The sequence below is a fragment of the Corynebacterium sp. HMSC077G07 genome (assembly GCF_001809225.1).
Taxonomy (GTDB): Bacteria; Actinomycetota; Actinomycetes; order Mycobacteriales; family Mycobacteriaceae; genus Corynebacterium; species Corynebacterium jeikeium_D.
In genome coordinates, this window is the sequence record NZ_KV796521.1 from 76,271 (window position 1) to 100,184 (window position 23,914).

General features: G+C 57.8%; 25 protein-coding genes. 13 read left to right on the forward strand and 12 right to left on the reverse strand.

Annotation, left to right across the window (positions count from 1 at the left end):
- Positions 1 to 80: 80 nt before the first annotated feature.
- The 6 genes from HMPREF2562_RS01460 to arsC all read right to left on the reverse strand — a co-directional run bounded on the left by HMPREF2562_RS01460 (position 81) and on the right by arsC (position 5,589).
- Entirely contained in the window at positions 81 to 1,106 is a 1,026-nt protein-coding gene (locus HMPREF2562_RS01460) for an ABC transporter substrate-binding protein (RefSeq protein WP_070549451.1), read from the reverse strand.
- Between the two features lie 125 nt (positions 1,107 to 1,231).
- Positions 1,232 to 2,092: an ABC transporter ATP-binding protein gene (locus HMPREF2562_RS01465; RefSeq protein WP_049193616.1), complete on the reverse strand. Its 861-nt coding sequence runs from the start codon at positions 2,090 to 2,092 to the stop codon at positions 1,232 to 1,234.
- On the reverse strand, positions 2,089 to 3,078 hold the full coding sequence (locus tag HMPREF2562_RS01470) for a FecCD family ABC transporter permease (RefSeq protein WP_246819313.1): 990 nt from the start codon (positions 3,076 to 3,078) through the stop codon (positions 2,089 to 2,091). Before HMPREF2562_RS01470 ends, HMPREF2562_RS01465 begins: the two co-directional genes overlap by 4 nt.
- Positions 3,079 to 3,328: 250 nt before the next feature.
- A complete protein-coding gene (locus HMPREF2562_RS01475) occupies positions 3,329 to 3,496 on the reverse strand; it encodes an antitoxin (protein WP_016422348.1) in 168 nt (55 codons plus the stop codon).
- 153 nt (positions 3,497 to 3,649) lie between these two features.
- Positions 3,650 to 5,047: an MFS transporter gene (locus tag HMPREF2562_RS01480; RefSeq protein WP_016422349.1), complete on the reverse strand. Its 1,398-nt coding sequence runs from the start codon at positions 5,045 to 5,047 to the stop codon at positions 3,650 to 3,652.
- A gap of 197 nt (positions 5,048 to 5,244) precedes the next feature.
- Complete coding sequence (arsC, locus tag HMPREF2562_RS01485) at positions 5,245 to 5,589, reverse strand: arsenate reductase (glutaredoxin) (protein WP_016422350.1); 345 nt, start codon at positions 5,587 to 5,589, stop codon at positions 5,245 to 5,247.
- A 274-nt stretch (positions 5,590 to 5,863) separates the two neighbouring features.
- Between arsC and HMPREF2562_RS01490 the strand changes: the two genes are divergently transcribed.
- The 7 genes from HMPREF2562_RS01490 (at position 5,864) to HMPREF2562_RS01520 (ending at position 10,941) form a co-directional block, all read left to right on the forward strand.
- Entirely contained in the window at positions 5,864 to 6,994 is a 1,131-nt protein-coding gene (locus HMPREF2562_RS01490) for a metal ABC transporter substrate-binding protein (protein WP_016422351.1), read from the forward strand.
- A gap of 23 nt (positions 6,995 to 7,017) precedes the next feature.
- Positions 7,018 to 7,686 (forward strand): metal ABC transporter ATP-binding protein, encoded by a 669-nt coding sequence (locus tag HMPREF2562_RS01495; RefSeq protein WP_070549455.1) that lies wholly within the window; start codon positions 7,018 to 7,020, stop codon positions 7,684 to 7,686.
- The gene (locus HMPREF2562_RS01500; protein ID WP_070549457.1) at positions 7,676 to 8,506 is read left to right on the forward strand and encodes a metal ABC transporter permease; all 831 of its coding nucleotides are present in this window, start codon (positions 7,676 to 7,678) and stop codon (positions 8,504 to 8,506) included. The genes HMPREF2562_RS01495 and HMPREF2562_RS01500 overlap by 11 nt, the downstream gene beginning before the upstream one ends.
- The gene (locus tag HMPREF2562_RS01505; protein ID WP_070549459.1) at positions 8,499 to 9,317 is read left to right on the forward strand and encodes a metal ABC transporter permease; all 819 of its coding nucleotides are present in this window, start codon (positions 8,499 to 8,501) and stop codon (positions 9,315 to 9,317) included. Before HMPREF2562_RS01500 ends, HMPREF2562_RS01505 begins: the two co-directional genes overlap by 8 nt.
- 3 nt (positions 9,318 to 9,320) lie before the next feature.
- Positions 9,321 to 10,013 (forward strand): metal-dependent transcriptional regulator, encoded by a 693-nt coding sequence (locus tag HMPREF2562_RS01510; RefSeq protein WP_049172669.1) that lies wholly within the window; start codon positions 9,321 to 9,323, stop codon positions 10,011 to 10,013.
- Positions 10,014 to 10,105: 92 nt separating this feature from the next.
- On the forward strand, positions 10,106 to 10,423 hold the full coding sequence (locus HMPREF2562_RS01515; RefSeq protein ID WP_126107947.1) for a hypothetical protein: 318 nt from the start codon (positions 10,106 to 10,108) through the stop codon (positions 10,421 to 10,423).
- Positions 10,420 to 10,941, forward strand: coding sequence for a hypothetical protein (locus tag HMPREF2562_RS01520; RefSeq protein ID WP_070549461.1), 522 nt, complete (start codon positions 10,420 to 10,422; stop codon positions 10,939 to 10,941). Before HMPREF2562_RS01515 ends, HMPREF2562_RS01520 begins: the two co-directional genes overlap by 4 nt.
- A gap of 13 nt (positions 10,942 to 10,954) precedes the next feature.
- Here the strand turns inward: HMPREF2562_RS01520 and HMPREF2562_RS01525 are convergent, their stop codons facing one another.
- Positions 10,955 to 11,920, reverse strand: coding sequence for a quinone oxidoreductase family protein (locus HMPREF2562_RS01525; protein WP_224783800.1), 966 nt, complete (start codon positions 11,918 to 11,920; stop codon positions 10,955 to 10,957).
- Positions 11,921 to 11,950: 30 nt separating this feature from the next.
- Positions 11,951 to 12,637, reverse strand: a complete 687-nt coding sequence (locus HMPREF2562_RS01530; protein ID WP_070549497.1) for a GntR family transcriptional regulator — start codon at positions 12,635 to 12,637, stop codon at positions 11,951 to 11,953.
- A gap of 148 nt (positions 12,638 to 12,785) precedes the next feature.
- On the opposite strand from HMPREF2562_RS01530, the gene HMPREF2562_RS01535 reads away from it, so the two are divergent.
- The 5 genes from HMPREF2562_RS01535 (at position 12,786) to HMPREF2562_RS01555 (ending at position 17,046) form a co-directional block, all read left to right on the forward strand.
- Positions 12,786 to 13,997, forward strand: coding sequence for an NRAMP family divalent metal transporter (locus tag HMPREF2562_RS01535; protein ID WP_049193630.1), 1,212 nt, complete (start codon positions 12,786 to 12,788; stop codon positions 13,995 to 13,997).
- A 92-nt stretch (positions 13,998 to 14,089) separates the two neighbouring features.
- The gene (locus tag HMPREF2562_RS01540) at positions 14,090 to 14,863 is read left to right on the forward strand and encodes a LamB/YcsF family protein (RefSeq protein ID WP_049193632.1); all 774 of its coding nucleotides are present in this window, start codon (positions 14,090 to 14,092) and stop codon (positions 14,861 to 14,863) included.
- A 71-nt stretch (positions 14,864 to 14,934) separates the two neighbouring features.
- The gene (locus HMPREF2562_RS01545) at positions 14,935 to 15,588 is read left to right on the forward strand and encodes a 5-oxoprolinase subunit B family protein (protein ID WP_049172678.1); all 654 of its coding nucleotides are present in this window, start codon (positions 14,935 to 14,937) and stop codon (positions 15,586 to 15,588) included.
- A gap of 18 nt (positions 15,589 to 15,606) precedes the next feature.
- The gene (locus HMPREF2562_RS01550) at positions 15,607 to 16,491 is read left to right on the forward strand and encodes a 5-oxoprolinase subunit C family protein (protein ID WP_070549465.1); all 885 of its coding nucleotides are present in this window, start codon (positions 15,607 to 15,609) and stop codon (positions 16,489 to 16,491) included.
- A gap of 87 nt (positions 16,492 to 16,578) precedes the next feature.
- Positions 16,579 to 17,046, forward strand: a complete 468-nt coding sequence (locus HMPREF2562_RS01555) for a GNAT family N-acetyltransferase (RefSeq protein ID WP_070549467.1) — start codon at positions 16,579 to 16,581, stop codon at positions 17,044 to 17,046.
- 49 nt (positions 17,047 to 17,095) lie between these two features.
- On the opposite strand, the gene HMPREF2562_RS10860 is transcribed toward HMPREF2562_RS01555, so the two are convergent.
- Both HMPREF2562_RS10860 and HMPREF2562_RS10865 read right to left on the reverse strand, forming a co-directional pair.
- Entirely contained in the window at positions 17,096 to 18,571 is a 1,476-nt protein-coding gene (locus HMPREF2562_RS10860) for an NAD(P)(+) transhydrogenase (Re/Si-specific) subunit beta (RefSeq protein WP_070546438.1), read from the reverse strand.
- Positions 18,572 to 18,577: 6 nt separating this feature from the next.
- Positions 18,578 to 20,167: a Re/Si-specific NAD(P)(+) transhydrogenase subunit alpha gene (locus tag HMPREF2562_RS10865; RefSeq protein WP_070549470.1), complete on the reverse strand. Its 1,590-nt coding sequence runs from the start codon at positions 20,165 to 20,167 to the stop codon at positions 18,578 to 18,580.
- A gap of 386 nt (positions 20,168 to 20,553) precedes the next feature.
- On the opposite strand from HMPREF2562_RS10865, the gene HMPREF2562_RS01570 reads away from it, so the two are divergent.
- Positions 20,554 to 21,756 carry an alpha/beta hydrolase gene (locus HMPREF2562_RS01570; protein ID WP_070549472.1) on the forward strand — a complete coding sequence of 401 codons (1,203 nt, stop codon included), beginning with the start codon at positions 20,554 to 20,556 and terminating at the stop codon, positions 21,754 to 21,756.
- A gap of 6 nt (positions 21,757 to 21,762) precedes the next feature.
- On the opposite strand, the gene HMPREF2562_RS01575 is transcribed toward HMPREF2562_RS01570, so the two are convergent.
- Together HMPREF2562_RS01575 and HMPREF2562_RS01580 are read right to left on the reverse strand one after the other, a co-directional pair.
- On the reverse strand, positions 21,763 to 22,308 hold the full coding sequence (locus HMPREF2562_RS01575; RefSeq protein WP_049172688.1) for a TetR/AcrR family transcriptional regulator: 546 nt from the start codon (positions 22,306 to 22,308) through the stop codon (positions 21,763 to 21,765).
- The gene (locus HMPREF2562_RS01580) at positions 22,295 to 23,791 is read right to left on the reverse strand and encodes an MFS transporter (protein WP_070549474.1); all 1,497 of its coding nucleotides are present in this window, start codon (positions 23,789 to 23,791) and stop codon (positions 22,295 to 22,297) included. The genes HMPREF2562_RS01575 and HMPREF2562_RS01580 overlap by 14 nt, the downstream gene beginning before the upstream one ends.
- Positions 23,792 to 23,914: the final 123 nt, after the last annotated feature.

Below are 23,914 nucleotides of genomic sequence, written 5' to 3' on the forward strand. Positions count from 1 at the left end.
GATAACAAAACCCAGTGCATTCGGCGGGGTGGGGAAGTCAGTGCTTCATGAATCCACATAGCGACGTGAAAACCTATTTTCTATTTAGCCAGCGCGTCAGCGATCTCACGCAGTCCATCGGGCATGTGCATTCCGGCGGTGCCAGAGGTCGTCTTCGCATCAATCAGTTGCACTCGATCATTCTTGACCGCAGCGACGTCGGCAAGCGCCGGATTATCCAGCAACTCCTGGAATGGAGCCTTGCCCTGTCCGTGGAAATCCTGAATCAAAATGACATCCGGATTGAGTTGCACAATTGTTTCCGGGTCAGCGGGAACGGCACCCGGGCGCTTGCCCTTTGGCGAAATCGGCTCGCCACCGGCCAGCTCAACGAGATTCGTCGTCGCCGACTGCATTCCCATAATCATCTTCTGACCACCGCGGGCAAACAGGACCAGCGTTTTTGGCTTAGTTGTGGAATCAATTCCCGAGAGAATCTCTTCGGTTTCCGACTCAATCTTGGCAACCATTTCGGCCGCCTTGTCCTCGGCTCCCAGCAACTTGCCGAGCGTGGTCACCGATTCTGCCAGCGCCTTCGGCGAAGCGAATTCACTGCTGGAAAACGCAGCGGTCGGAACATCGCTGGCGCCCAGCAGCTTGCTTGCCGACTGCTCCTGATCATGGCGGCTAGTCATCAACACCATGTCCGGCTCATAGGACAGAATCTGCTCCGGATCCGGCTTCGTGGAGTTGGCAATTGCATTAGGCACCTTACGCGCCAGCTCAACCTGATTACCAGAGGTCTCATCGAGCGCGTTCTTCGTCACCGCGACGACACGCTCTGGCCCAACCAGTTCCAACGCCAGATCCGCAACTTCGGTCGACAGTGCAACGATGCGCTTCGGCTGACTCTGCACCATGACGTCATGGTCGCCGACTGTCACAGTCCGCGGCCACTGCGCCTGCTTGTTCGTCGAAGTTTCGCTTGACGACGGCTGCTGCGCCGTCTCCTCCGAAGTGGAACAAGCGACCACCGCTGCGAGGGGGAGTGCTGCAATCAACGGCAGAGCGAAGGTCTTTTTAGAGTTTCGCTTCAAGGCCGAGATAGGAGAAGTTGGTGAAAACACGAAAGTACTTCCTTGAGTGTTGAGTTTTGATTGTTGGGGAATTTTCGGTTGCGTTGGTGCTAGCTGGAAGCAGACAGTCTGAATCAGACAGTCTGAATCAGATAGTCTGAAACAGCCAGCCGCAATCAGTCAGCCGGGCGAGCCCGAGCCAACGCCGTCACTCGCACCGAACCGGTATGCGGATCCGTATCGACAGCGCTGGAGATGCGATAAATCGCATCTATTCGGGGAGGCGTCAGCACTTCTTCGGCGGAACCAGTGACTTCCAATCCGCCGTTGTGAATCACACTGAGCCGGTGGCAGCTGCGGGCCGCGAGGTTGAGGTCATGAAGGACGACTCCGATACCGTGGCCTTCGTCGGCAAGCTCGCCGAGGAGCTCGAGGATTTCCAGCTGAAACCCGATGTCCAAGGCCGCAGTGGGTTCGTCGAAAAGCATGACCTTGGCCTGTTGTGCCAATAGCTTTGCGATGAACACCAATTGCCGCTGCCCGCCGGACAGAGCTGTGATAGGGCGGTCGGCGAGTGCGGTGACACCGACGCGGTCGAGAGCGTAGGCGACGATGTCGTGGTCCGTGGAGTTTAGTGAGCTGCGGAAACGGTCACGCCGACGGTGGTGCGCGTACCTGCCGAGTGCCACGACAGTTCGAACGTCAATAGCAGTATCGGCCGGTGTGTGCTGCGGCAGGTACGCCAATCGAGTGGCGCGTTCGTGGGCACGAAGCTTCGTCAGCGGCGCGCCGAGGAGCTCAACCTGCCCCGAACTCGGTGTCACAATGCCAGCCATAGCACGGAGCAAGGAGGATTTTCCGGTGCCGTTGGAGCCGATGATGCCTTGGACTTCGCCAGGTCGAATAGCAAGGTTCACGCCACTTACGACGGTCCGATTGCGGTAACCGACACTGAGATCGGTAGCCCGCAGCAGCGCGGTGCTGTCGGTGTCTGGCTTAGTGACGTGGTCGGTGAGATTTTGCGTCTGCTGACTCATGACTGGCGACCACCTTGCCGAAGAATCAACGCGAGTAGCGCAGGTGCGCCAAGGAACGCGGTGACTGTGCCAGTTTGCAGAGCAACTGGGGAAAAGAGACTGCGGGCGACGAGGTCGGCGAGAATGAGAAATACTGCGCCGAGGCACATAGAAATGGGCAGCAGGCTGCGGTGATCGGGGCCGATGGCAAGGCGAATCAGGTGCGGGACGACCAATCCGACAAAGGAAATAACGCCAGTGACAGCGACGCCCGCTGCCGTGACTAAAGCAGCCAGGGCGAGTAGCAGTTGCCGGATCCACACTGTGCGCATACCAGTGGCAGCGGCCTGTTCTTCGCCGAGGAGGAGCAGGTTGAGTTCGGGAATGAGCATCATCAGGATAACCGTGCCGACGGTAATGGGGCCGACTGCCAGCGCAATGTCCTGCCAATTGGCAGCAGTCAAATCGCCGTTGAGCCAGAACATGGCCTGTTGTGCGTCATCACTGTGTGGCGCGTTCGCGATGGTGGCGGCGATGACTGCGCCGAGGAACGCATTGAGCGCAATGCCGACGAGCAACAGGGTGGCTCCACTGCCGCCATTGAGACCGGCGACGATCTGGACAAATATGACAGCCAGCAACGCGCCTATGAATGCGCCTGCCGAGAGGACCCACGGCGCTTTCGCGGCCACGCCAGTGACGATGAGAATAACGGCTACCACTGCTGCACCGGAGGAGACACCGGTAACACCGGGTTCGGCCAGCGGATTGCGAAAAACTGCCTGCATGGTTGCACCTGCGACAGCGAGCGAGGCACCGACCAGTCCAGCAAGGAGGACACGGGGCAGCCGGATGCTCCAGACAAGTGATTGCGTGGCAGGGGATATCTCTGGCAGAAGGTGGTTGAGAGCCGGGAGGTCGTCGGAAAGCGTCTTGATGAGCGGGGTGAGCAGCGCGACGATGCCGTTGCTGAAACCTGTTCCCGCGGGGCCTATGGAGATCGCCAAGAGGATTGTGGCGGGGACGGCCAGGAAAAGTAGAAAGCCGAAGAGCCGGGCTCGAAGTTTTTGTTTTCGAGTGCGCGGAAGAGAAGCTCTATCGACAATAGTTTTCACTTGGTTAATGATGGACAATTTGAAAATAATTGTCAATAAAGGCGTGTCGGTGGGGCTGTGGGGTCCCCTAAGAACAGCAAAACCCCGCACCAGCTCCCTTGTGAAAACAGGGTGCTAATGCGGGGTGAAGAAGCTCTGTAGCTTACTTCTTGTCGCCCAGGCGCTCGTCTGCCATGTCGCGAACCTTCTTGATCTGGTCGGCCTTGTCCTCGCCGAGCTTGTCCTTGCCCAGCTGCTCAGCCTTGTCCAGAACCTTGTCGGTGTTCTCTTCGTTGCTCAGTGCTTCCTTGGCCTTGTCCATAAGTCCCATGGTGAAGACTCCTTCCATTTTTAATGTCTATTCGCGTTTTTTCGTTTGCGGCATAGAGTGTACCGATGAATTGGCGACGTTGCGACCGTTTTGGACTCACGGAGCGAATCCGGGATTCGACTGGCAACACCGTGACTGACGGCTATTGAGTGGCTATTGAGCTGTCTTGGTGCGGGCTTCATCTGCCTTGTGCATGACTTCGCGCTCGTACTTGCCGACGAAGATCATGAGGACAAACGCAATAGCGACAACTCCAATGAGGGTTGCGAATGTGACATTCCAGCCTGCGAAGTCGATCAAGAGACCGACACCAGTGGAGGCGAGTGTTGCGCCGAGAAGGTATCCGAACAATCCAGTGAAACCAGCTGCGGTTCCCGCAACATACTTAGGCGAGAGGTCGATGGCCTGCAGTCCGATGAGCATGATTGGGCCGTAAATGAGTGCGCCGATCAGGGAGATGAGCACATAGAACATCCACAATGGTGCCGTAGCGGGTAGCTGCCAGTATGCGAAAATGGTGATGCCGGTGCCGATCAGGAAGAGCATGCCGGCGCCTGAGCGCCAACCCTTGAAGACCTTGTCGGAGACCCATCCGCACAGCAGGGTGCCCACAATTGCTGCGCCCTCGTAGAGCATGAATCCGATGATTCCGCCCGTGACGTTGGTCTTGTGCAATTCGTTTGTCAGGTAAATCGGAATCCAGTTGAGAACGCCGTAACGAAGTGCGTAGACGAACACATTGGCCAGCGCCAACATGACGATAACCGGATTGGTAAGAACATGGTTCTTGACGATTGCGAACCAGGGTTCTTGTGCCTCGTCATTAGTTCCTTCGACCTTGTCTGGGTCGTTACGGTATTCCTCTACCGGAGGCAGTCCCATGGATTGCGGGTTGTCTCGAATCAGCAGGAATGCGATGGCAGCAATCACGAGCGCGACAATCGCCGGTAGCCAGAATGCGGGAGTCCAGTCGGCATCGGAAGTGGCGAACGAATGCAAGCCCCAGGCTGCCAGAGCACCGCCGACGGCGGCGCCAACATTGTGGGCAGTGTTCCAGATCGACATCAAAGTGCCACGCTCGGATGTCGAGAACCAGTGGACGACAACTCGTCCAGAGGGAGGCCAGCCCATGCCTTGGAACCAACCGTTGATGAACATGACTGTCGCGAATACTGCAACAGAAGCGCTGATGGCCGGGACGAACGCAACAAAGAGGTTTACGACCGCGGACAGTGCTAGGCCAAGTGGGAGGAAGTACCTGGCATTGGCTCTGTCGGAGAGCATGGCCATGAAAAACTTGGATAGGCCGTAGGAGAACAGCACGGCATTGGCTACGATGCCGATTCCGGCTGCGCCAAGTAGGTCGTGCTTTTCCAGTACGGCGGACACCAGGGGGATGTTATTTCTGATGAGGTAGAAGCCCGCGTAGCCGATGAAGATGCCCATGAAGACGTTGAATCGCCAGGTCCGGTAGGTCGGGGCAATCTTTTCCTCGGGGAGGGGAGCTGCTGGGCCGGGTGCGCTGAGCCAGCCGAGCCTCTGACTGCTCATAATGACAGTCCTTTCGCTGAAGGCCGCCGTTTCCTCTAATGCAACCCGGGTGGGGAGCTAGGGCAGCGGGCGGAGAGCTTTATCGTTTCAGCGATGAGTTTACAGTGGCGTCAATCCTTGTTAACGGGTTGTTAACCTCTCGGTCTTGGAGGCCTTTGAGAGGGGTTGGCGTAAAAGCAATTAATGCTTGTCGCCACCTAAAGAATGTCGTTAATAGCCTCGGTGGGACGCGCTATCCTTACCCCCTTGTCAGTGACAACAAACGGGCGCTCAATCAGGCGTGGGTGCGCGACCATTGCGTCCAGGAGTTCATCGTCACTGGAATCCCTGGAAAGCCCTAGTTCCTTGAACTCCGCTTCCTTCGTACGCACAGCATCGATGACATTCAGGCTGGCCGCCTTAATTAGTGAGCGCAGCTCGGCCTTAGTTGGGGGAGTGTCCAGGTATTTGATGATTTCCGGTTCGATTCCGGCTTCGCGCAGTACGGCGAGAGCCTGGCGGGACTTTGAGCAGCGGGGGTTGTGATAAATCTTCGCTTCCATGCCTCCATCATGGCTGATGTTGTGGTGTGAAGGTTAGCGCTGTGGTGAAACCGCCTGCGGTTAGATCCTGTTCACTGTTTATCTTTAAAAATGTAACGCCAAAAACACTTAAGTTCAATAGGTTGAAAATAGTTGTCGTTAGGTTTACTCTCACACGTGATAGATGAACGGCGAAGTGCGCCCCAACCGCCCCTAAGGTGACCAGATTTACTGAAGCGGCCGGTCAGCGTAGCCGTCGCAAAGCAATAACAAATAATCAAGAGCGGACACCAACATGACAATTTCCGGAAAACTTTCGCGATCAGCTAAGTCCATGTGTGCGGGCCTTTCGATCTTGCTAGCGGGCGCCGGCCTTGCAGCGTGTGGCGATGGCAGTGAGGGAGCCAGCGGCGAGAACCCAATCAACGTCGTGGCTTCCACGACGCAGATTTGTGATTACGTGAAGCAACTGGACATCGATGCAGTTGATTTGACCTGCCTGTTGGCGCCGAATGCAACAGCACATGAGCTGGAAATGACCCACGAGCAGCTGACCAAGACTGGTAACGCCGATCTCTTGTTCGTCAACGGCGTTGACCTGGAGCACTTCCTGGATCAGGCGATTGAGTCCTCGGGCTTTTCCGGAACGATGGCAGTAACCAGTGGCGTTCTCACTGCAGGTGACGTAGATGCCATGAAGGCAGCCAAGGACACGGACAAAACAAAGCCACTGCCACCAGAGAAGGCGAAGAATGGTAACTACACCATCGACCGAGGGGTGGAAAAGATTGATGTCGCCCCATGGCCATTCCCGCCGGAAGAACCCGGTGAGGAGGCGGAATTCCGCTTCGATCCGCATGTATGGACCTCACCGAAGAACGCCAAGATCCAGGTTGCCAATATCGGCTATGCCCTGGAACAGGTCGCTGAGGAACGTGGCGACAATGAGCTGAAGTCCACCATCGCCGACCACGTTGCGGCCTACCAGGAGAAGCTGAATCAGCTGGATGAGTGGGCAAATAAGTCCATCGCCACCGTGTCGGACCCTGTGCTGTTTACCAGCCACGATGCCTTTGGATACTTCTCCCACGAGTTCAATATCAACTTCATCGGCGCAGCGCTGTCTGATTTCAACGAGCAGCAGGATGCCACGGCCGCGCATATCGCCGAGGCGGCAAAGACCGTGAAGGACTCGGGTGCAACCGCGCTGTTTGCGGAGAACTCGAACAACTCGAAATCAATTGAGGCGATCGCCAAGGCCGCAGGTGTCAAGGCCATCGTTGGTGAGGACGCACTCTACGGCGACTCCCTTGGTCCGGCTGGCAGTGCCGGCGAGACCTACATCGGTTCCATCATCCACAACGTCACTCAGGTTGTGACGGCATGGGACGGAACTGTCGCGCCGCTGCCAGAGGGCATCAAGTGAGCCGTAACCGCTTAGCTAACCCCATGTCTGCTGACCCCATAGTCACGCTCCGCGATGCCTCATTCGGCTACACGGCGGTACCCATCGTCAATCACATCACCGCCAATGTCGCGCCGGGTACCGGGCTTGCACTCATCGGCGCCAATGGCTCTGGAAAAACGACTGTGCTGCGCGGAATCCTAGGTGGGACTCGTCTTCTCGCTGGTGAGATGCACAATAACGCGAAGATCGTGTCCTACGTCCCGCAGTCGGCAGACCTCGATCGCACTTTTCCGGTCACGGCTTTCGATGTCGTCGCCATGGGAGTTCTGCGCGAACTGCGCCCCTTCCAACCGCTTGGACACCGCAAAGAACGCATCCACGCAGCGCTAGCCAAAGTCGGACTTGCCGACCGCACCGTTGATCGTTTCGGCAACCTCTCCGGTGGTCAGCAGCAACGCGTCCTGTTGGCGCGCGCCATCGTCGCACGTCCGCAACTTGTGCTTCTCGACGAGCCGTTCAACGGCCTCGACACTGAAAATCGGGCCATGCTGCTGAATCTCCTCAACGAACTGAAGGAAAATGGCACGGCGATCATTGCGGCCACTCATGATCTCGTGCTTGCTGAAGAGACCTGCGAAAACACATTAATCGTGGCAGAACAGCCGGCTTTTGGTGCGACCTCGAAGTTGGTGCCAGCCTATGTGGACTGAGCTTGCGAATGCGCTTGGGATCGCGCCTTTCATGTTCAGGCCACTAGTGCTGCTGATTGCCCTCGGGGCGGTCTCTGGCCTGGTCGGTGTCATCGTGAACCTTCGTGGTCTCGAGTTCAATGCCGAGGCCATGGTGCATTCGATTTTTCCCGGAATTGTGGCCGGTGCCGTATTCGGCGGCATCGACATGATTATCCCGGTGGCCGCGGCATTTGCGGTGGTAGTGGCAGTAGCACTGACCTTGGTATCGCGCTCGCACATGTCGGAAGCCGGAGTGGCAGTCGTACTGACCAGCTTCTTTTCCATTGGCGTGATCCTCTCGCTGAAGAAAGGTGATCAGTCAGGACAGCTGGAAGCGCTCATGTTCGGGCGACTGCTGGAAGTCACCGACTCCCGTCTCACCAGCGCCCTAATTGTCTGTGCCATCGCCTTGGTTCTTATCGCAGTGACCTGGCGCCAGCAGGTGTTTGTTGCCTTTGATCGCTTCGGTGCCAAAGCCGCAGGCGTCAATGTGTGGGGCATCGACCTCACCATTAACGCGGCGATTGCTGCGGTGGTGGTGTCGTCGGCAAGCGCAGTGGGAGTGTTGCTGGTAGTCGGATATCTGGTCGTGCCGGGAGCGGCGGCGAGACTGCTGACTCGCCGAGTGCATGTGATGGTGCCGATTGCGATTGCAGTGGGCTGTCTCAGCGGAATCGTTGGTTTGGCACTGGTGCCTTTGGGGCCGGTGTCGCCTCAGGCAGTCGTCGCGCTGACCTCGGTGGGACTGTATTTCGTGGCACTGGGACTGCGCGGCGTGATGGGAGGCGACCGTGTCTAGCATCCTGATTTTGCCAATCATCGAGCTGATATTGGTCGGCGCATTGGCCGGCGTGGTGGGGGTACTCGCGGTGCTGGGCAAACAAGTGTTCTTCGCAGAAGCGATTACACATGCGACTTTTCCCGGTGCGGTGGTGGGCGTTGTTATTGCGGCAGCGCTCGGCCTGAGCCACTCGTGGATTTCGGTGTTCCTCTTTATCGGGGCATTTCTGATGTGCATTCCGATTGGGGCCCTGTTCGGTCTGTCGAAGGTGGGGACGACGTCCTCGGCGGCGGGAATTGTGCTGACATTCGGGTTCGCGCTGGGCTACTTTCTGAACAAGTGGTTCGCCCCGTTGCCGGTGAAGGTTGAGAGTTTCCTGGTCGGCAGCGTACTCAACGTGAACAAGATTGATATTGCGCTGTCGGGTGGGCTCTTGCTGCTGGTGGCGTTGGTGCTGGTGGCTCGGTGGCGCCAGCTGATTTACTTCACATTCGATCCGGAGTCTTTCGGGGTCGCGCATTCGAGGAGAAGAGCACAGTTGGTCATCAGCGGGCTGATTGTGTTGACTCTGGTGGCGCTGATTCCGGCTGTCGGCACGATTTTATCCATCGCGCTGTTGGCTGCCCCGGCAGCTGCGCTGGTTGGGGTAGTGAACGATACCCGTTTGCTATTCGTGTTAGCACCATTGATGGGTATCGCGATTGGCCTGGTGGGGCTATTCATTGCGGTGGCGGCGAACTTGTCAGTTGGTGGCTGTATTGGCGTGTGCGCCGGTTGTTTCTATGTCCCCCTCAAGATTGCGGCAACACGCAATAACGCTAGAGTTTAAAGAATGCACGTGGAGGATTTACCAGCAAAGACCCAGGACTACCTCAAGGTCATTTGGGATTTGCACGAGCGCACCGGTGAAAAAGTGGCACTAGGCGACGTCGCTGAGCGGATGGGTGAAAAGAAGCCCACCGCCAGCGAAGCTGTGAAGAAGCTAGCTGCACGTGGACTTGTCAACCACGAGCCGTACCGGGGCATTAGCCTGTCGGACCGTGGGCGGGATATTGCGCTGATCATGGTGCGTCGCCACCGGCTTATTGAAAGCTTCTTGGTCTCGACTCTGGGATACACCTGGGATGAGGTTCACGAGGAAGCTGAAAAGCTTGAGCATGCGGTCTCGGATGATTTCATTAGTCGCATTGATGCAATGCTGGGATTCCCTGAGCGCGATCCGCATGGCGATCCAATTCCCAGCGCCAGCGGTACCATCGCCAGCGCAGTGCGCACTGACCTGACGGATATCGAAGCTGGCGCGATGGTGGTAGTCGATCGTATTAACGACTCCGATCCTGAATTGCTGCGCTATTTGGCTACATCAGGGGTAGGCCCGGGGACCGTGCTCCGAGCCGAAGCCGCACCATATGCAGGTATGCATGTCTTCGCCATCATCGATGAGGTGGGCGATAACGAGCCAAAGAAAATTCATGTGGCAGACTCGGCACTATGGGCAATCAAGGCGACTCCAACAACCAACTGACGAGAGCCGCAGCGCGCTCTTACTATAAGGTGTCGCGGAATCTCACTGGGCCGACGAAAGTGCCACCCGCACCGTCAGTGTCGTTCGACAGCGTGAAGAGTGCTCGTCGGCAGGCATATGCCAGTGTCGAGAGTGTTGATGTGCCGTTGAATGCCATCGCTATCTCACGCGCCGAGCAGCAGGAACACATGGTTGACCTCGAACGTCGATTGAATGCCTCGACCAAAGACATGCGTGCCCTGGTTGACTACGAAGAGCAGCGCATTGCGGTTACTAGCACTGTCAAAGAGGCAATCGTCTATACGCTGCTGGCAATACTCCTTCTGGCAGCAGCCATTGGACTTGGCTACGCCAGCCACCTGGGGGCCGATGCGATCTTGAATGCTGCGGCGGAGGTGACACCGCGGTGAGTAAACGTTCAGGCTCCGACAACGGGTGCGTGACGGTCATTGTCGTCTTTTTCTTTTTTGGCCTGATTATTCAGCTCTTCGGTGTCACGCTGTGGATTCTGCAATATGCATTGCCAGTGGCGGGTTTGGTGCTTGCGATTCTCATCGCATACCAGGCGTGGGCCGGTGTGCGCCGTAGTGCTGAGGCGCACGAGCTCGCCGAGCGTAATCACGCGGAGCTGCAGCAGATTGCCATGGACACCGAGTACCAGCTCACCGCAATCCTCTCTGCCTGGGACAATGTGAACACCACAATGGGTGTCGGCACCATCTACAAGGATGTATTTGCCTCCGGTGAGGCTACGCCGGAGCTCATCGAGCTACGCGGTGAGCTCTCTCGTGCCCGGAAGCTAAACAACCGACTGCGCGAGCAGCGCGAAACTATGACCAACCGGGAGCTGGTGGAAGCCATCTCTGATGCCGACGAGCTGTGGTGCTCGCTGACGAAGACGTATCAGAACGCTCGTCGCGAGCTGTAGTAACGCGCCTGGTTTACTCGACGGTCATCACAATCTTGCCGTCAGCGTGCCCGTCTTCCAATACTCGGTGGACCTCCGCGACTTCGGTGAGATTCTTAGTCAGGCCGATAGGAAGTGAAATCTCACCGGCAACCACGCGGTCGGCCAGGTCGGCATAAATAGTCGTGTCATTCGAAATGGCCGGAATGTGTGCCTCAATGCCACGTTCCCTCGCCGGTGTCAGGTCGGCCAGTGAAGGCAGCGCCACAATCCGACCATCCGATGCCAACACATCCAGCGAGGGGAGGAAAGTGTCGAAGTACACGCCATCGAGCACAACATCAACGCCCTCGGGGAACCGCCGGCGCACAGCCTCGAATACATCTTCCGCTGTGTAATCAATATGCTGCGCGCCAAAGCCCACTAGTTTTTCATGATGGCGTGACGACGCACTGGCCAACACAGTTGCGCCACGGGCAACCGCCAGCTGTGTCATCAGCTGGCCAACACCGCCACCTGCACCATGGATGAGTACGGTGTCACCGCTTTTTACCTTTGCAAGCTGCTCGACAGCGACGGTCGCCGTGATTCCCACTAGGGCAAGACCCGCAGCGGTAACGTCGTCAAGCGAATCGGGCGTTCGGACCACACCGTCGGCGGGGAAGACGTTGTGCGTTGCGTAGGTGCCGCGGAAGTCGTCGAAGCCGCGCATGCCGAAGACACGGTCGCCGGGGACGAAGCTGTCCACACCTTCGCCGACGGCAACGACTTCACCCGCGGCTTCGCGTCCGAGGACGGCGGGAGGGTTGAATTTTGTGCACAGACCGGAAGAGCCATCGCGCATCTTGTAGTCCAGCGGATTCGCGCCGATGGCTGTGGTTTTGACCAGGATTTCGCCGGGACCGGGCTGAGCATGATCGATAAGTGTCCTGGTGAAAATGTCAGCGGGGCCGAACTCCGGAATGGTCATTGCGTATGCGTTGCCTGAATTTGCTGCCATGTCCATCACTGTAGTCCTAGCAGCTAATTATCAACGGTCGGCAAGCGGGAGGGCAGCGGTGACGGCACTGAACGACTCATTGAGGTAGGCGCTGAGGAGGTCGGCGGCGTGGTTTGGGGTGTCCTCGATGAGAACTTTGGCGATACTGATGTGGCGATCGGCGTATCGGGCATGGAGTTCGATGCTTTGGGGGTAGGAGAGGAAGCAAAGACGGAGTTGGGCCTGAATTGATTCGGCGGTGGCTAACAGGTCGGGGGACCCGGAAGCTCTGACGATGGCGAGGTGAAAGGCATTATTCCGTTCGGGAAGGTTCAATGATGACTGTGAACCACAAATAGAAAGAATCTCTTCGCCGAGGAGCTTTGCCTGGCTCTTGCTTAGCGATCGCAGTGTTCCGCATTCGACGACATGGCGAAAGGCATACAGTTCGCGGATGCGTTGTTTGTCGAAGGAGGCTATAAAAACGCCGTGATGAGGAATATGAGTGAGTAACCCCTCAGATTCCAGCTTGCGGTAGACCTGTCGGATGGTGTTGCGGCTGACCTGCAGTCGCGCAGCAAGTTGGGTTTCACGGAGCTGCTCGCCGCTATAGTGCTTTCCGGCGAGAATCTCTCGGCGCAGGACAGTTGCGGTGACATCCGCTACTGAAACGTCTTGTTGTTTTTCCCCAGAGGACGTGCGGGTCTGATCGTCGAGGATGTTTCCGGGGGTAGTCATGTAATACAGACTACTAAAGCACTTTTGTGTGGCGGCCATCACCAATTAACATACGAGACATTGTTCAACAATCTCTGTGCAGGCGATCTTCAACGTAGGAATCCTTCAACGTGGGAATCGTCAGACTTGTAGGGAAAGGCCTTACGCTATGGACGCTTCAACATCTGCCCATAAGGCGCGGCGAACGGCACTCCTCGGCGCCGTATTCCTGATGGCGACCAGTGCTATCGGGCCGGGCTTCCTCACCCAGACCGCAACCTTTACGGCCAAGCTTGGCGCGGCTTTCGCCTTTGCCATTGTGATCTCGGTGCTTCTTGATATCGCGATTCAGCTCAACGTGTGGCGAGTGATTGCTGTCTCTGGACGCCGCGCGCAGGAGCTCGGCAACGCCGTGCTTCCGGGGCTGGGCTGGTTAATGTCAATTCTCATTGTCATCGGTGGTGTGGTCTTCAATATTGGCAACGTCGGCGGTGCTGGACTTGGTGCGAACGCGATGTTGGGCGTGGACGCAAAGATTGGCGGCATTGTTACTGCAATCCTCGCCATTGGCTTCTTCCTCTCCCGGCGGGCGGGTATGGCGCTGGACAAGGCACTCGTTGTGCTCGGTGTCGTGATGATTCTGGTCACTGGAATTGTGGCGTTCAGTTCTAACCCGCCAGTAGGGGAAGCACTGAAGAACACGGTCATGCCCGACACGATTGATTTGTTGGCAATCATCACGCTCGTCGGTGGCACTGTTGGCGGTTACATTACTTACGCTGGCGCTCACCGCATGCTTGATGCTGGCGCCGGCGGTGTAGAGAACCTCGCACAGACCACTCGCTCATCTGTTACGAGCATCATCGTCACAGCCATCATGCGTTTCCTCCTTTTCCTAGCTGTCTTGGGAGTGGTTGCGGGTGGCGTGGTCCTCAATACGGATGGAAACCCCGCTGCAGAGGCATTCCAAGCTGCGGCAGGAGATTGGGGTATGCGCTTCTTTGGCGTTGTCCTGTGGGCTGCGGGAATCTCGTCGATTGTGGGTGCCAGCTACACCTCAGCAACATTTCTGACTCGTTCCTCGGGTGCTGGAGCCAAGACTCAAAACACGATCACCATTGTCCTAATTGCAATCTCCACGCTGCTCTTCGGTGTCATCGGTACGGCTCCAGCGACGCTGTTGGTTTTCGCCGGAGCCTTCAATGGTTTGGTTCTTCCAATTGGCGTTACTGTGCTGATTTACATCGCGCTGTTCCGTGCGGATCTCATGAATGGTTACAAGTACCCGAAGTGGTTGGCGGCTATCGGAATCTTGGGTGTCGCAGTCGCCTGGTTCTTGGCGTGGCGCTCATTCGGCGGTGTGTTTGAAATGCTCGGCTAATCCCCCCCCGGTTTCTCGCACAGCTCAGATGAGAACCAACATAACAACGGTACAAAGACCAGCATTATTACTTGGAAGGAGCGGTGACGTTTATGGGCGCCACTATCGATCTCAACTCTGACCTTGGGGAAGCGTTCGGCTCGTGGAAGATGGGTGATGATATCGCTCTGCTGAACATTGCGACCAGTGCCAATATTGCCTGCGGGTATCACGCGGGTGACGCTAGCGTCATGATGGAGACCTGTGAGGCAGCTGCCGTGCGCGGAATTCGCATCGGCGCGCACGTCGCCTACCGCGATCTCGCCGGATTCGGACGACGACGCATGGATTACTCACATCGAGAATTGCGAGCCGAAACCGTCTACCAGATTGGTGCACTTTCGGCATGTGCACGGGCGGTGGGTACCGAAGTTTCCTACGTCAAGCCCCACGGTGCCCTCTACAACCGCATCGCAGTGGATGAAAATCAGGCCGCTGCAGTGGTGGAGGCGCTCCTGCTCGCTCGCTCCACCTGCGGAGATGAGCTTGCCATTATGGCGCAGCCGGGGTCGGTCATCGAACGGCTCAGCCTCGACGCGGACCTCCCTGTGATTAGGGAAGCTTTTGCAGATCGCGCTTACAACTCCGATGGAACTCTGGTGTCCCGAGTACTCGAGGGGTCGGTCATTGTAGAACCCGATGCCGTCGTCAAACGCGTCATTGCAATGGCTAGCGGGGAACCAATCGTCGCCTACGACGGTTCACCGTTGACCGTGCAGGCTGACTCTATTTGTTTGCACGGAGACACCCCTGGTGCGGTCGAACTCTCCCGTATGATTCGCCAAGGGCTCGTCGACGCCGGAGTCACCGTCGCTGCCCACGTATAGCGCGGACTCGCACACCGGTCTTATCAACCGCAGTTTTTCAACCCCGCAAGAAAGAAAGGATCAGCACCGCCATGGCCGAGATTCGCCCTATGGGAACAAATGCGCTGCTTATCGACTATTCATCATCGGCCAATCCGTTGGCGAAGGTACTTCGTGCACACTCTGCTGCGGCTGAGATTGAGGGACTCGTTGACAGGGTACCTGCAGCCCAAACGCTCCTTCTTCGCTTTCGCGGACCGGCTCGTCGTTACCTCGGCGCAGTAGAAACCGCGCTGCGGGGCAACAATGCGCAGAGGCAGACCGTCGACAAGCGAAAAACAATGACGATTCCCGTTCACTATGACGGCGCGGACCTTGAGTCCTTGGCACAAAGCCTTGGGATGAGCCCTCAAGCGTTAATCGATTGGCACTGCGAACGCCCTTGGACGGCCGCGTTCGGTGGATTCGCGCCGGGCTTTTATTACATGGTGCGCGGGAGCGGTCAGGGGTGGCCAGAGCCGCTTGATATTCCCCGCCTTACGACGCCGCGCACTCGAGTTCCCAAGGGCTCCGTCGGACTTGCGGGCCAATTCGCAGGTGTATATCCCATCGATTCGCCCGGTGGCTGGCAGCTCTTGGGACATACAGATGTGGAGATGTGGGACTTGAATCGGCCTAATCCGGCGCTGCTTGAGCCCGGGGTTGAGGTGCAATTTGAAGCGACTTCTACGGTGAGTGCGGCGTAGAAAAAGGGGGCGGAAGAGATGAAGAATTCTATCGAGATTATTCGACCCGGCATATTGACGACGATTCAGGACTTGGGCCGTGCAGGGCAAGGCAGCCTGGGCGTGAGTACTTCCGGTGCGTTCGACCACGAGTCCGCGGCAGCTGCTAACCGGATGGTTGTCAACGAAGAAAGCCTGGCGGTGCTTGAGTGCGTCGTCGGCGGGTTGGAGTTCCAAGTAGCGGAGGGAGCAATCATATCCTTCGCAGGAGCCCACGGTGAGGTGACTGTCGAGCAGGATGGCAAGGTCATCAAGACCTCGATGAATAGTCGAATTGTGGTCGGGGCGAAGGCAATTGTGCGGCTTGGTACCTTCGATGCAGGTCTTCGCGGGTACGTCGCGATTCGAGGGGGCATCGATGTCGCGGAAGTGCTGGGCTCGCGGTCATACGATACGCTCGGCAAGCTCGGCACAGCGCCTTTGCAGGCCGGTCAGGTCTTGCAGGTCGGCGACCCGGAGTATTCGACGGGGTCGTCAATCGCAATTTATCCCGCGCCTCATTGGTCGAGCGAGGCTGCGCGCTTAGATGTTGTTCCTGGCCCTCGGGCGGACTGGTTTACGCGGGAAAGCGTCAGTGATTTCTTTCACGAGACATGGACCGTGACGCAAGAGGCCAACCGCGTCGGACTTCGGCTGAATGGGACTACTCTTGAGCGCCAGGTCACCCATGAGTTGGCAAGCGAGGGAATGGTCCCCGGTGCGATACAAGTGCCCGCATCGGGGCAGCCGATTATTTTCGGTCCTGATCATCCGGCGACGGGTGGATATCCGGTCATTGGTGTGTTGACGGAGCCGTCATTGTCGAGGGCCGGGCAATTGGTGCCCGGCGCGAAGGTACAATTCCGCCGGGTGCGGGCGGTATAGGTCTGCGGCTTCATTCTGCGCGATGGTGCGCCACTACGTTTGCCAGCTATGAGCGTCACACCGTTCTTCGCAGTAAAATCAGCCACCATGATTGAACACGCCTCCTTTTCTCAACTCAGCGCGACGGATGTTTATGCCATCTCGGCACTGCGCACCGATGTGTTCTATCTTGAGCAGTCCTGTACAGAGCCGGAAATGGATTGGCGCGACCTGGAAGCTACCGCAGAGCACTATTTCATCCGCGACGACAATGACTCCCGCAAGATTATTGCGTACTTGCGTGTAATTGACACGCTCGATGAGTTCTCGACGAGCTACCCGCGCACCATCGGCCGAGTTGTCGTCGATGCTGCGAGCCGGGGTAGGGGGTTGTCCTCGAAACTGCTGCAGCAGGTCATCGCTGACCACCCAGATACGGGGCTGATTCTGCATGCCCAGACGCAGGCGAAGGCTGTGTACGCAAAAGCCGGCTTCCATGAGATCGGGGAGACCTTCATAGAAGCCGGCATTGAGCACATCACGATGGTTCGTGATGCAGCCCGTGGCGAAGCCTAGGAATTAATCGCCTAGGCTCCGATTTGTACGGCGTTGCTTGCCTGAAGTTTTAAGCGTTGACCTTCGAACTCGCCAGGATGCGGTTCAGAGAGTCGACGCTGGCCTTCGCATCGCCGATAAGCATGTCGGTGTTTTCGTTGAAGAACAACGGGTTCTGCACGCCCGAGTAACCCGAACCCATCGAACGCTTGAGAACAATCACGCGCTCAGATTCCCACACCTTCAGCACCGGCATACCTGCAATCGGGGAGCCCGGCTGCTCTGCCATCGGGTTGACGGTGTCATTTGCACCGATGACCAGGGTGACATCCACATCAGCGAAGTCATCGTTGACCTCGTCCAGCTCCAGCACGATGTCGTAGGGAACCTTGGCCTCAGCCAGCAGCACGTTCATGTGACCCGGCAGGCGGCCAGCGACTGGGTGGATACCGAAGACCACTTCCTTGCCGGCCTCACGCAGGTTACGGACTAGGTCAGCAACAGCGTACTGAGCCTGTGCCACAGCCATACCGTAGCCCGGAGCGATGAGGATCTTGTCTGCGTCACGCAGAATCTCGGAGGTGTCCTCGTGGCTGACCTCGGTGTGGGAGCCTTCCACGGCGCTTCCCGACGAAGCCTCGGAGCCAAAGCCACCCAGAATAACGTTGGCAAAGGAGCGGTTCATGGCCTCACACATGATGTACGACAGGTAGGCGCCGGAGGAACCAACCAGCGCACCAGTGATGATGAGCAGCGGGTTGCCAAGCATGAGACCGGTGAAAGCGGCGGCCCAGCCGGAGTACGAGTTCATGATGGACACGACAACCGGCATGTCGCCGCCACCGATGGCGATGACCAGGTGCCAGCCCAAGAACAGGCCCAAAGCAGTCACTGCAACCATGCATGCCCATGCGATGGCGCCGCCCTCGGTGCCGGTTGCGATGAAGACAGCCAGGAGAACCAGAGTGACCACCAGAATGGCAATGTTCAGAGCGTTGCGGCCCGGCAGCAGAAGCGGCGAGCCCTTGATCTTCTCAGACAGCTTCAGGCCTGCGACGATGGAGCCAGTGAAGGTCACAGCGCCGATGAAGACGCCAATGTAGACCTCACCGAAGTGGAACTTCAGGGCATCGGGGGCTACATCTTCGGCGAAGATGTAGGAGTTGAAGCCGATGAAGATAGCGCCGAGTCCGACCAGACCATTGAACAGTGCAATCAGCTGCGGCATGCCAGTCATGGCAACGCGGCGTGCGCGACTGATACTGATGACACCACCGATGCCGATAGCGACAACGATGAGAATCAGGGTAATCAGCGGCGAGAAGTGAGTATCCGGCTTGGTGTCTGCGGTCACGAGTGCCTGGAAGATGGCAATGACGACGGCTACAGCCATACCGGCGATACCGAAGGAGTTACCGCGGCGAGCGGTCTCCGGCTTGGACAGGCCCGAGAGGGCAGCGAGGAACAGGACGGCGGCGACAATGTAGCCGACGTTGGACAGGCGGTAGGTCCAGTCCAGAAGCGAAGCAGTATCAATGCTAGCCATTAGACTTTATGCCTCCTCTTTCACAAACATGCCAAGCATGCGGTCGGTGACGGCGAAACCGCCGAAGATATTGATGGAGCTAACCACGATGGCCGCGAACGCGAGACCGGAAACCAGCAGGTTGGAGCTTCCCACCTGGAGAATCGCACCCACCAGAACAATGCCGGAAATCGCGTTGGTCTCAGACATCAGCGGTGTGTGTAGGCGCGGCGTGACCGCGGAGATTACGTAGAAGCCAAGCACGATAGCCAAGGTGAGAACCATGAAGTTGGCGCTCACGCTGTGCGGTGCGCTGAGCATAACCACAATTGCCAGCAGTGCCGTCAGGCCCAGAGCAATCTTCGAGCCCAGGCCAGATCCCATGAAGGAAACCTTCTCCGGCGCATTCTCTTCTAATGCGGCCTGGTGAGCCTGCTGCTCCTGCAGTGGGGCAGCAGGGGTGACAGCGACCTTGATTGGCGGTGGTGGCCAGAGAATCTCAGCTCCGGTAGCGCCGGCGCCATTTTGTGAGCGAGCCTTTGTCACCGTGATGCCACGGATAATCTCGTCCTCGAGATTGAGAACTGGAGAGCCATCCTTTTCCGGCGTGATCAGCTTGAACAGGTTGAAAATGTTCTGGCCGTACAGCGACGATGCCTGCGCGGGCAGACGTCCTGCAAGGTCGGTGTAACCGATGATGGTCACACCGTTGTCAGTGACAATGGTCTTGCCTGGAACGGTCATCTCGCAGTTGCCGCCACCGGCGGCAGCCATGTCGACGATGACGCTGCCTGGCTTCATAGCTGCAACATCGGCAGCAGTCAGCAGCAGTGGAGAGCGACGGCCAGGGATATTCGCGGTGGTAATGACAATGTCAGCCTGCGCGGACTGCTCGGAGTAGAGCTTCGCGGCAGCGGCAGCCTGATCATTGGTCATTTCCTTGGCGTAGCCATCCTCGGACTTCTCGGCGGCGGCCGGAATCGGGATGAACTCTGCACCCATCGATTCGACCTGCTCACCGGCTTCAGGGCGCAGGTCTGTTGCCTTGACAATCGCGCCCATCGAGTTGGCCGTACCGATCGCCGCAAGTCCGCCGACACCAGCGCCGATGACGTAAACGGTAGCTGGTGGCATCTTGCCTGCGGCAGTCACCTGACCAGTGAAAAGGCGACCATATGCAGAAGCCGCTTCGACTACTGCGCGGTAGCCGCCGATGTTGGCCATCGACGACAGCACGTCCATCGACTGTGCCCTGGAAATGCGGGGAACTGCGTCCATAGCAAGGGCAGTGATGTTGCGTTGCGCGAGTTCTTCGACCAGTTCTTCGTTTCGGCCTGGCGCAAGTCGGCTGATCAGCATGGCACCGTCGTTAAGCAGTGCACGGAACTGCTCCGGCGGAGTGTCGAGCGTTACGACGATATCGCTGTGCCAGACAGACTCGTCGACAATGGTGGCACCGGCGGATTCGTAGTCCGCGTCGGTGAACTTAGCAGCCAGGCCGGCGTCAGCCTGCACGGCGACCTCGTAGCCAAGCTTGACGAGTTTGCCGACGGTCTCCGGGGTCGCAGCCACAATTGTTTGCTGGGGATCGGGTTCTAAAGGGATGCCGATTCTCATTGTGGGAGTTCTTTTCTGTTCGGGGTTTTATTAAGGGCCATGCGCACTCGGTTGTCGGTTAACAGTGAGTGTGGGCGTGGCCACTTTGTCCTTGGTGTCAATAAGGTATGCGCTGGTAGGGAGGCAGCGGAGGCGTTTGTGGAAAAAGGTAATAAAAATATGTGGGTAACGGTGGTGAGGTGGGTTTTCTGAATTTGTGCACTCGTGGAAAGGGGGTAGGAAATGGGGGTGGTGGTGTTAATTTTGGGCGAGAGTGAACATTTTCAGCGCTCTGAATGATTGTTTGAGGGGTGAAAGATGGGGGAGGCTATTTCTTTCTTTACGTATGTATTTACGTATTAGGTAAATTCGTATTCCTAGGTTCTTGGCAAGAGTTAAGGAAAACGATGATTGGTTCACTAAGGGCGGCCGGAAAGACCGTGTCGGCATCCCGTCAAGGGCGGGCGCGCACGTTCTCGAAGGTGGTTGCTCTCTCGCTCGCAGCTGGTGTGGTTCTCGGCGGACAGGCGCCAGCGCAGGCGGCACCGCGCATTGGCCAGCTGCCGGACATCACTGCACGTGAAAGCACTGTTGACTACCAGAACTCGGAAACCGTGGACAAAATTGGCGGTGGTCTGGTGGATGTTATGGGTGGCGTGAACCGCGCCATCTCCGGTGGTGAAAGTGGCTATATCACCGAGCCGTTCGCCCCAGAGGCGGGGTACCTGCGCAAGGAGTTCGGAGCGATGGGCTCCCACCCAGTTGCCGCAACCCGTGAAGCAATGCCATGTGATGGTGTCGTCTACACCATCTACAACCGCGTACTGCGGGACCTCCACGGTCTCCACGGCACCACCGGCTGCTATGACGTGTTGCCGGAATCGGCTAACGCCTCCCCAGTTGGCGCGCAGCTCATTTACCCGGCGGATATCGACTCCATGGAGTCCGCGCCGCTGATGGTTCTGAGCCCTGGCATTGGTACTGAGCCAGGTATGTACGACGCGCAAGCGCGACTCTATGCAAGCCACGGATATGTCGTGGCTCTTGGCTACAACTTCACTAACTGGTTCGCGCCGCAGATGGTGCTGGCAGCCTCCGTGGCCGCAGCGGCCAATGAGGACGAGTCCACGCCACTTGCAGGCAAGATCGATTTCTCCCGCACGATGCTGGTCGGGCACTCTGCAGGTGGTGGCTCCGCAATCTTCCTGAACAACAGGATGGATAAGGCCTTCCAGGCTGCGGGTATCGATATGGTCACCCGCGGTCTGGTTGCCATCAACCCAGGGCCTTCCGACGCTGGGTTAATCTCCACCCCGCCGGAGATTCCGAGCCTAGTTGCCATTGCGGAACACGAGGACATCGTTCCTTTTGATGCAGATCGACGTGGTTACCGCGATGCTGCAGGGCCTGCCTGGGAAGCGGTAGTCACCGGTTCCTACCACGGCACCTACCTGGATGATCCGTCCAAGAATGTGCTCGGCTCGATGGTGCTGTCCTTTAGCGAGTATGTGCTCGCCGGAACGAGTCGAGCAAAGGCCGTCTATGCGGGTGCTAACTACGGCCTGGCCACTGACTCCGAGCTCAAGGACGTTCAGCGCAAGGGCGTCTAGAGCTGGCTACTCCATCGACTCTGGAATTAGCTTTGCCGCGGCTTCGGCGATTGCCTTGCGCTGCGCTTTCGTGAGCTGATTGCCGTTGAGGTAGTCGTTAGCCCAGAGGCCATCGGAAATCATTTGGACAACGTAGGCCATGCAGGCCTCCTCATCGGTGGCAATCTTCTCCGCCGGCGGATTCCACCGGCGCAAAAGGCGCGTCCAAATCTCGCGCAGCTCCGGCTCGGCGGCGGAGTCGATGGACATGAGTAGCTCGGCCCTCGTTGCCGTATCCAGTGAGACTTGGAGGTTTGCGCGTAGGCGGTTGGCGGGGGATACCTCCTCCGCAGGTCCTCCTGCGGCTTCGATAAGCTCCTCCTCCCATAACTGCGCCATGTGCTCATGGACGCTGCGGATCATGTCTTCACGGGAGGGGAAGTGGTAAATCAACCCTGATTTACTCATTCCGCATTGAGTTGCGACATTTTCGTAGGTGACCTCGGAAAAACCGCTTGTCTCGATAATCTCAACGATTGTGTCGAGGATGGCAGTGCGCTTACTCGTGCGCATATTCAGTCTCCTTCGGGTTGCCGCGGAATGTCACCGCAGTCGCAATCGCTGCAATGACAGCAACGACAGCCAGGATAATCAAAATGGCCAGGTAGGAACTGTCGAGGCCGGCGCGGGCGCCGTCGTTAAGCGCTGGCGTGTGAAGTGCATCGGTGAGCGAGATGCTGGCGTCGACAGGCGTGAACAGTGCGTAGAACATAGGCAGGAGACTGCCTGTGATTGCGACGGTGATCAGTGTGCCGAATTCGTAGGACACGGATTCCATCGCCGCCGCCATACCTGCCTTTGACCTCGGCGCTGAGCCGATAATCGCGGTCGACGACACCGACATCACAGAACCTGCGCCCGCGCCGAGCAGTATCAATCCCGCGATCATGAGCGAGAAATTGCCCGAGGAAACGCCGTAGTACATGCCTGCCAGTCCGACGGCGTTGAGGAGGAAGCCGCCGGTGATAAGCGTGCGGAAACCCACTCGATGGAGCACCATGCCGCCGATGACACCAACTGGCAAGGATGCCAGTGCCGCGGTGGCAACTAGCAAGCCCGCATCGAGTGGTGTGTAGCCTACGGAAATCTGGAAGCGCTGCGTCGTCATCAATTCGGCGCCTGCCAGGACAAACATGGCAAGCGCTGCTGCCAGCACGCCACCGGAAAACATCGGCGAACGGAAGACCGAAAAGTCGATGAGGGGTTCGGAAAGACGTGCCTGACGACGCTGAAACAGTACCGCGCCCACTAGCCCACAGGCGATAGCTGCGACGATGACGGTGGAGGAGCGATGGCCGGCGAGTTCCTTGATAAGCGAAACCAGACCCAGCATGGCCAGCATCGCGTAGAGGCTAGTGAGAAAGTCCCAGCGTTTGGCTGGGTTGGGCTGATTTGGTGGAGCGAAAATCAGCGTGCCAATGATTGCGAAAACTACGACAGGGATGTTGATAAGGAAGATTGAGCCCCACCAAAAGTGCTCCAACAGGAAACCGCCGACGACGGGGCCAGCGGCGGCGCCCAGTGTTGCTGTGGCTGACCAAATGCCAATAGCCGTGGCAAGTTCACGAGGGTGGTGGAAGGTCTCACGTAGCAGTGCGAGGGTTGCTGGCATCATGGTCGCGGCGCCCAGTCCTAGACAGCCGCGGGCGATGACCAGCGCCCAGGCGTGCGGCGCAAAGGCCGCGGCCAGGGAAGAGAAGCCAAAGATTGTCAGGCCCACAAGAAACATCTTGCGGTGACCGATGCGGTCGCCCAGGGTGCCTGTGCCGAGGAGGAGGGCGGAGATCACCAGTGGGTAGGCATTGATGATCCACAGGCCCTCCAACTCGGTTGTGTGGAGCTGCTCCCGCAAAACTGGCAGGGCAGTGTAGAGCACCGAGTTATCTATGCCGATGAGTAGTAGGCCGGCGCTGATGATAGCGAGGAAGACCCACCTGTGGGTGACTGGAGTGGGCGGATTAGCCCCCGTGGAAGTGGCGTGATCGGTACTTGTCATTCCAGTAACTGTAACGAACGTTCGGTTTAGTTACAACTTCTGGAGAGCGACGATTTAGGCCTAAAAATTCAAGAGATGTACGCCAATCCCGACCAAGGAGCCGGTGAAAAAGTGTCTAAGTTG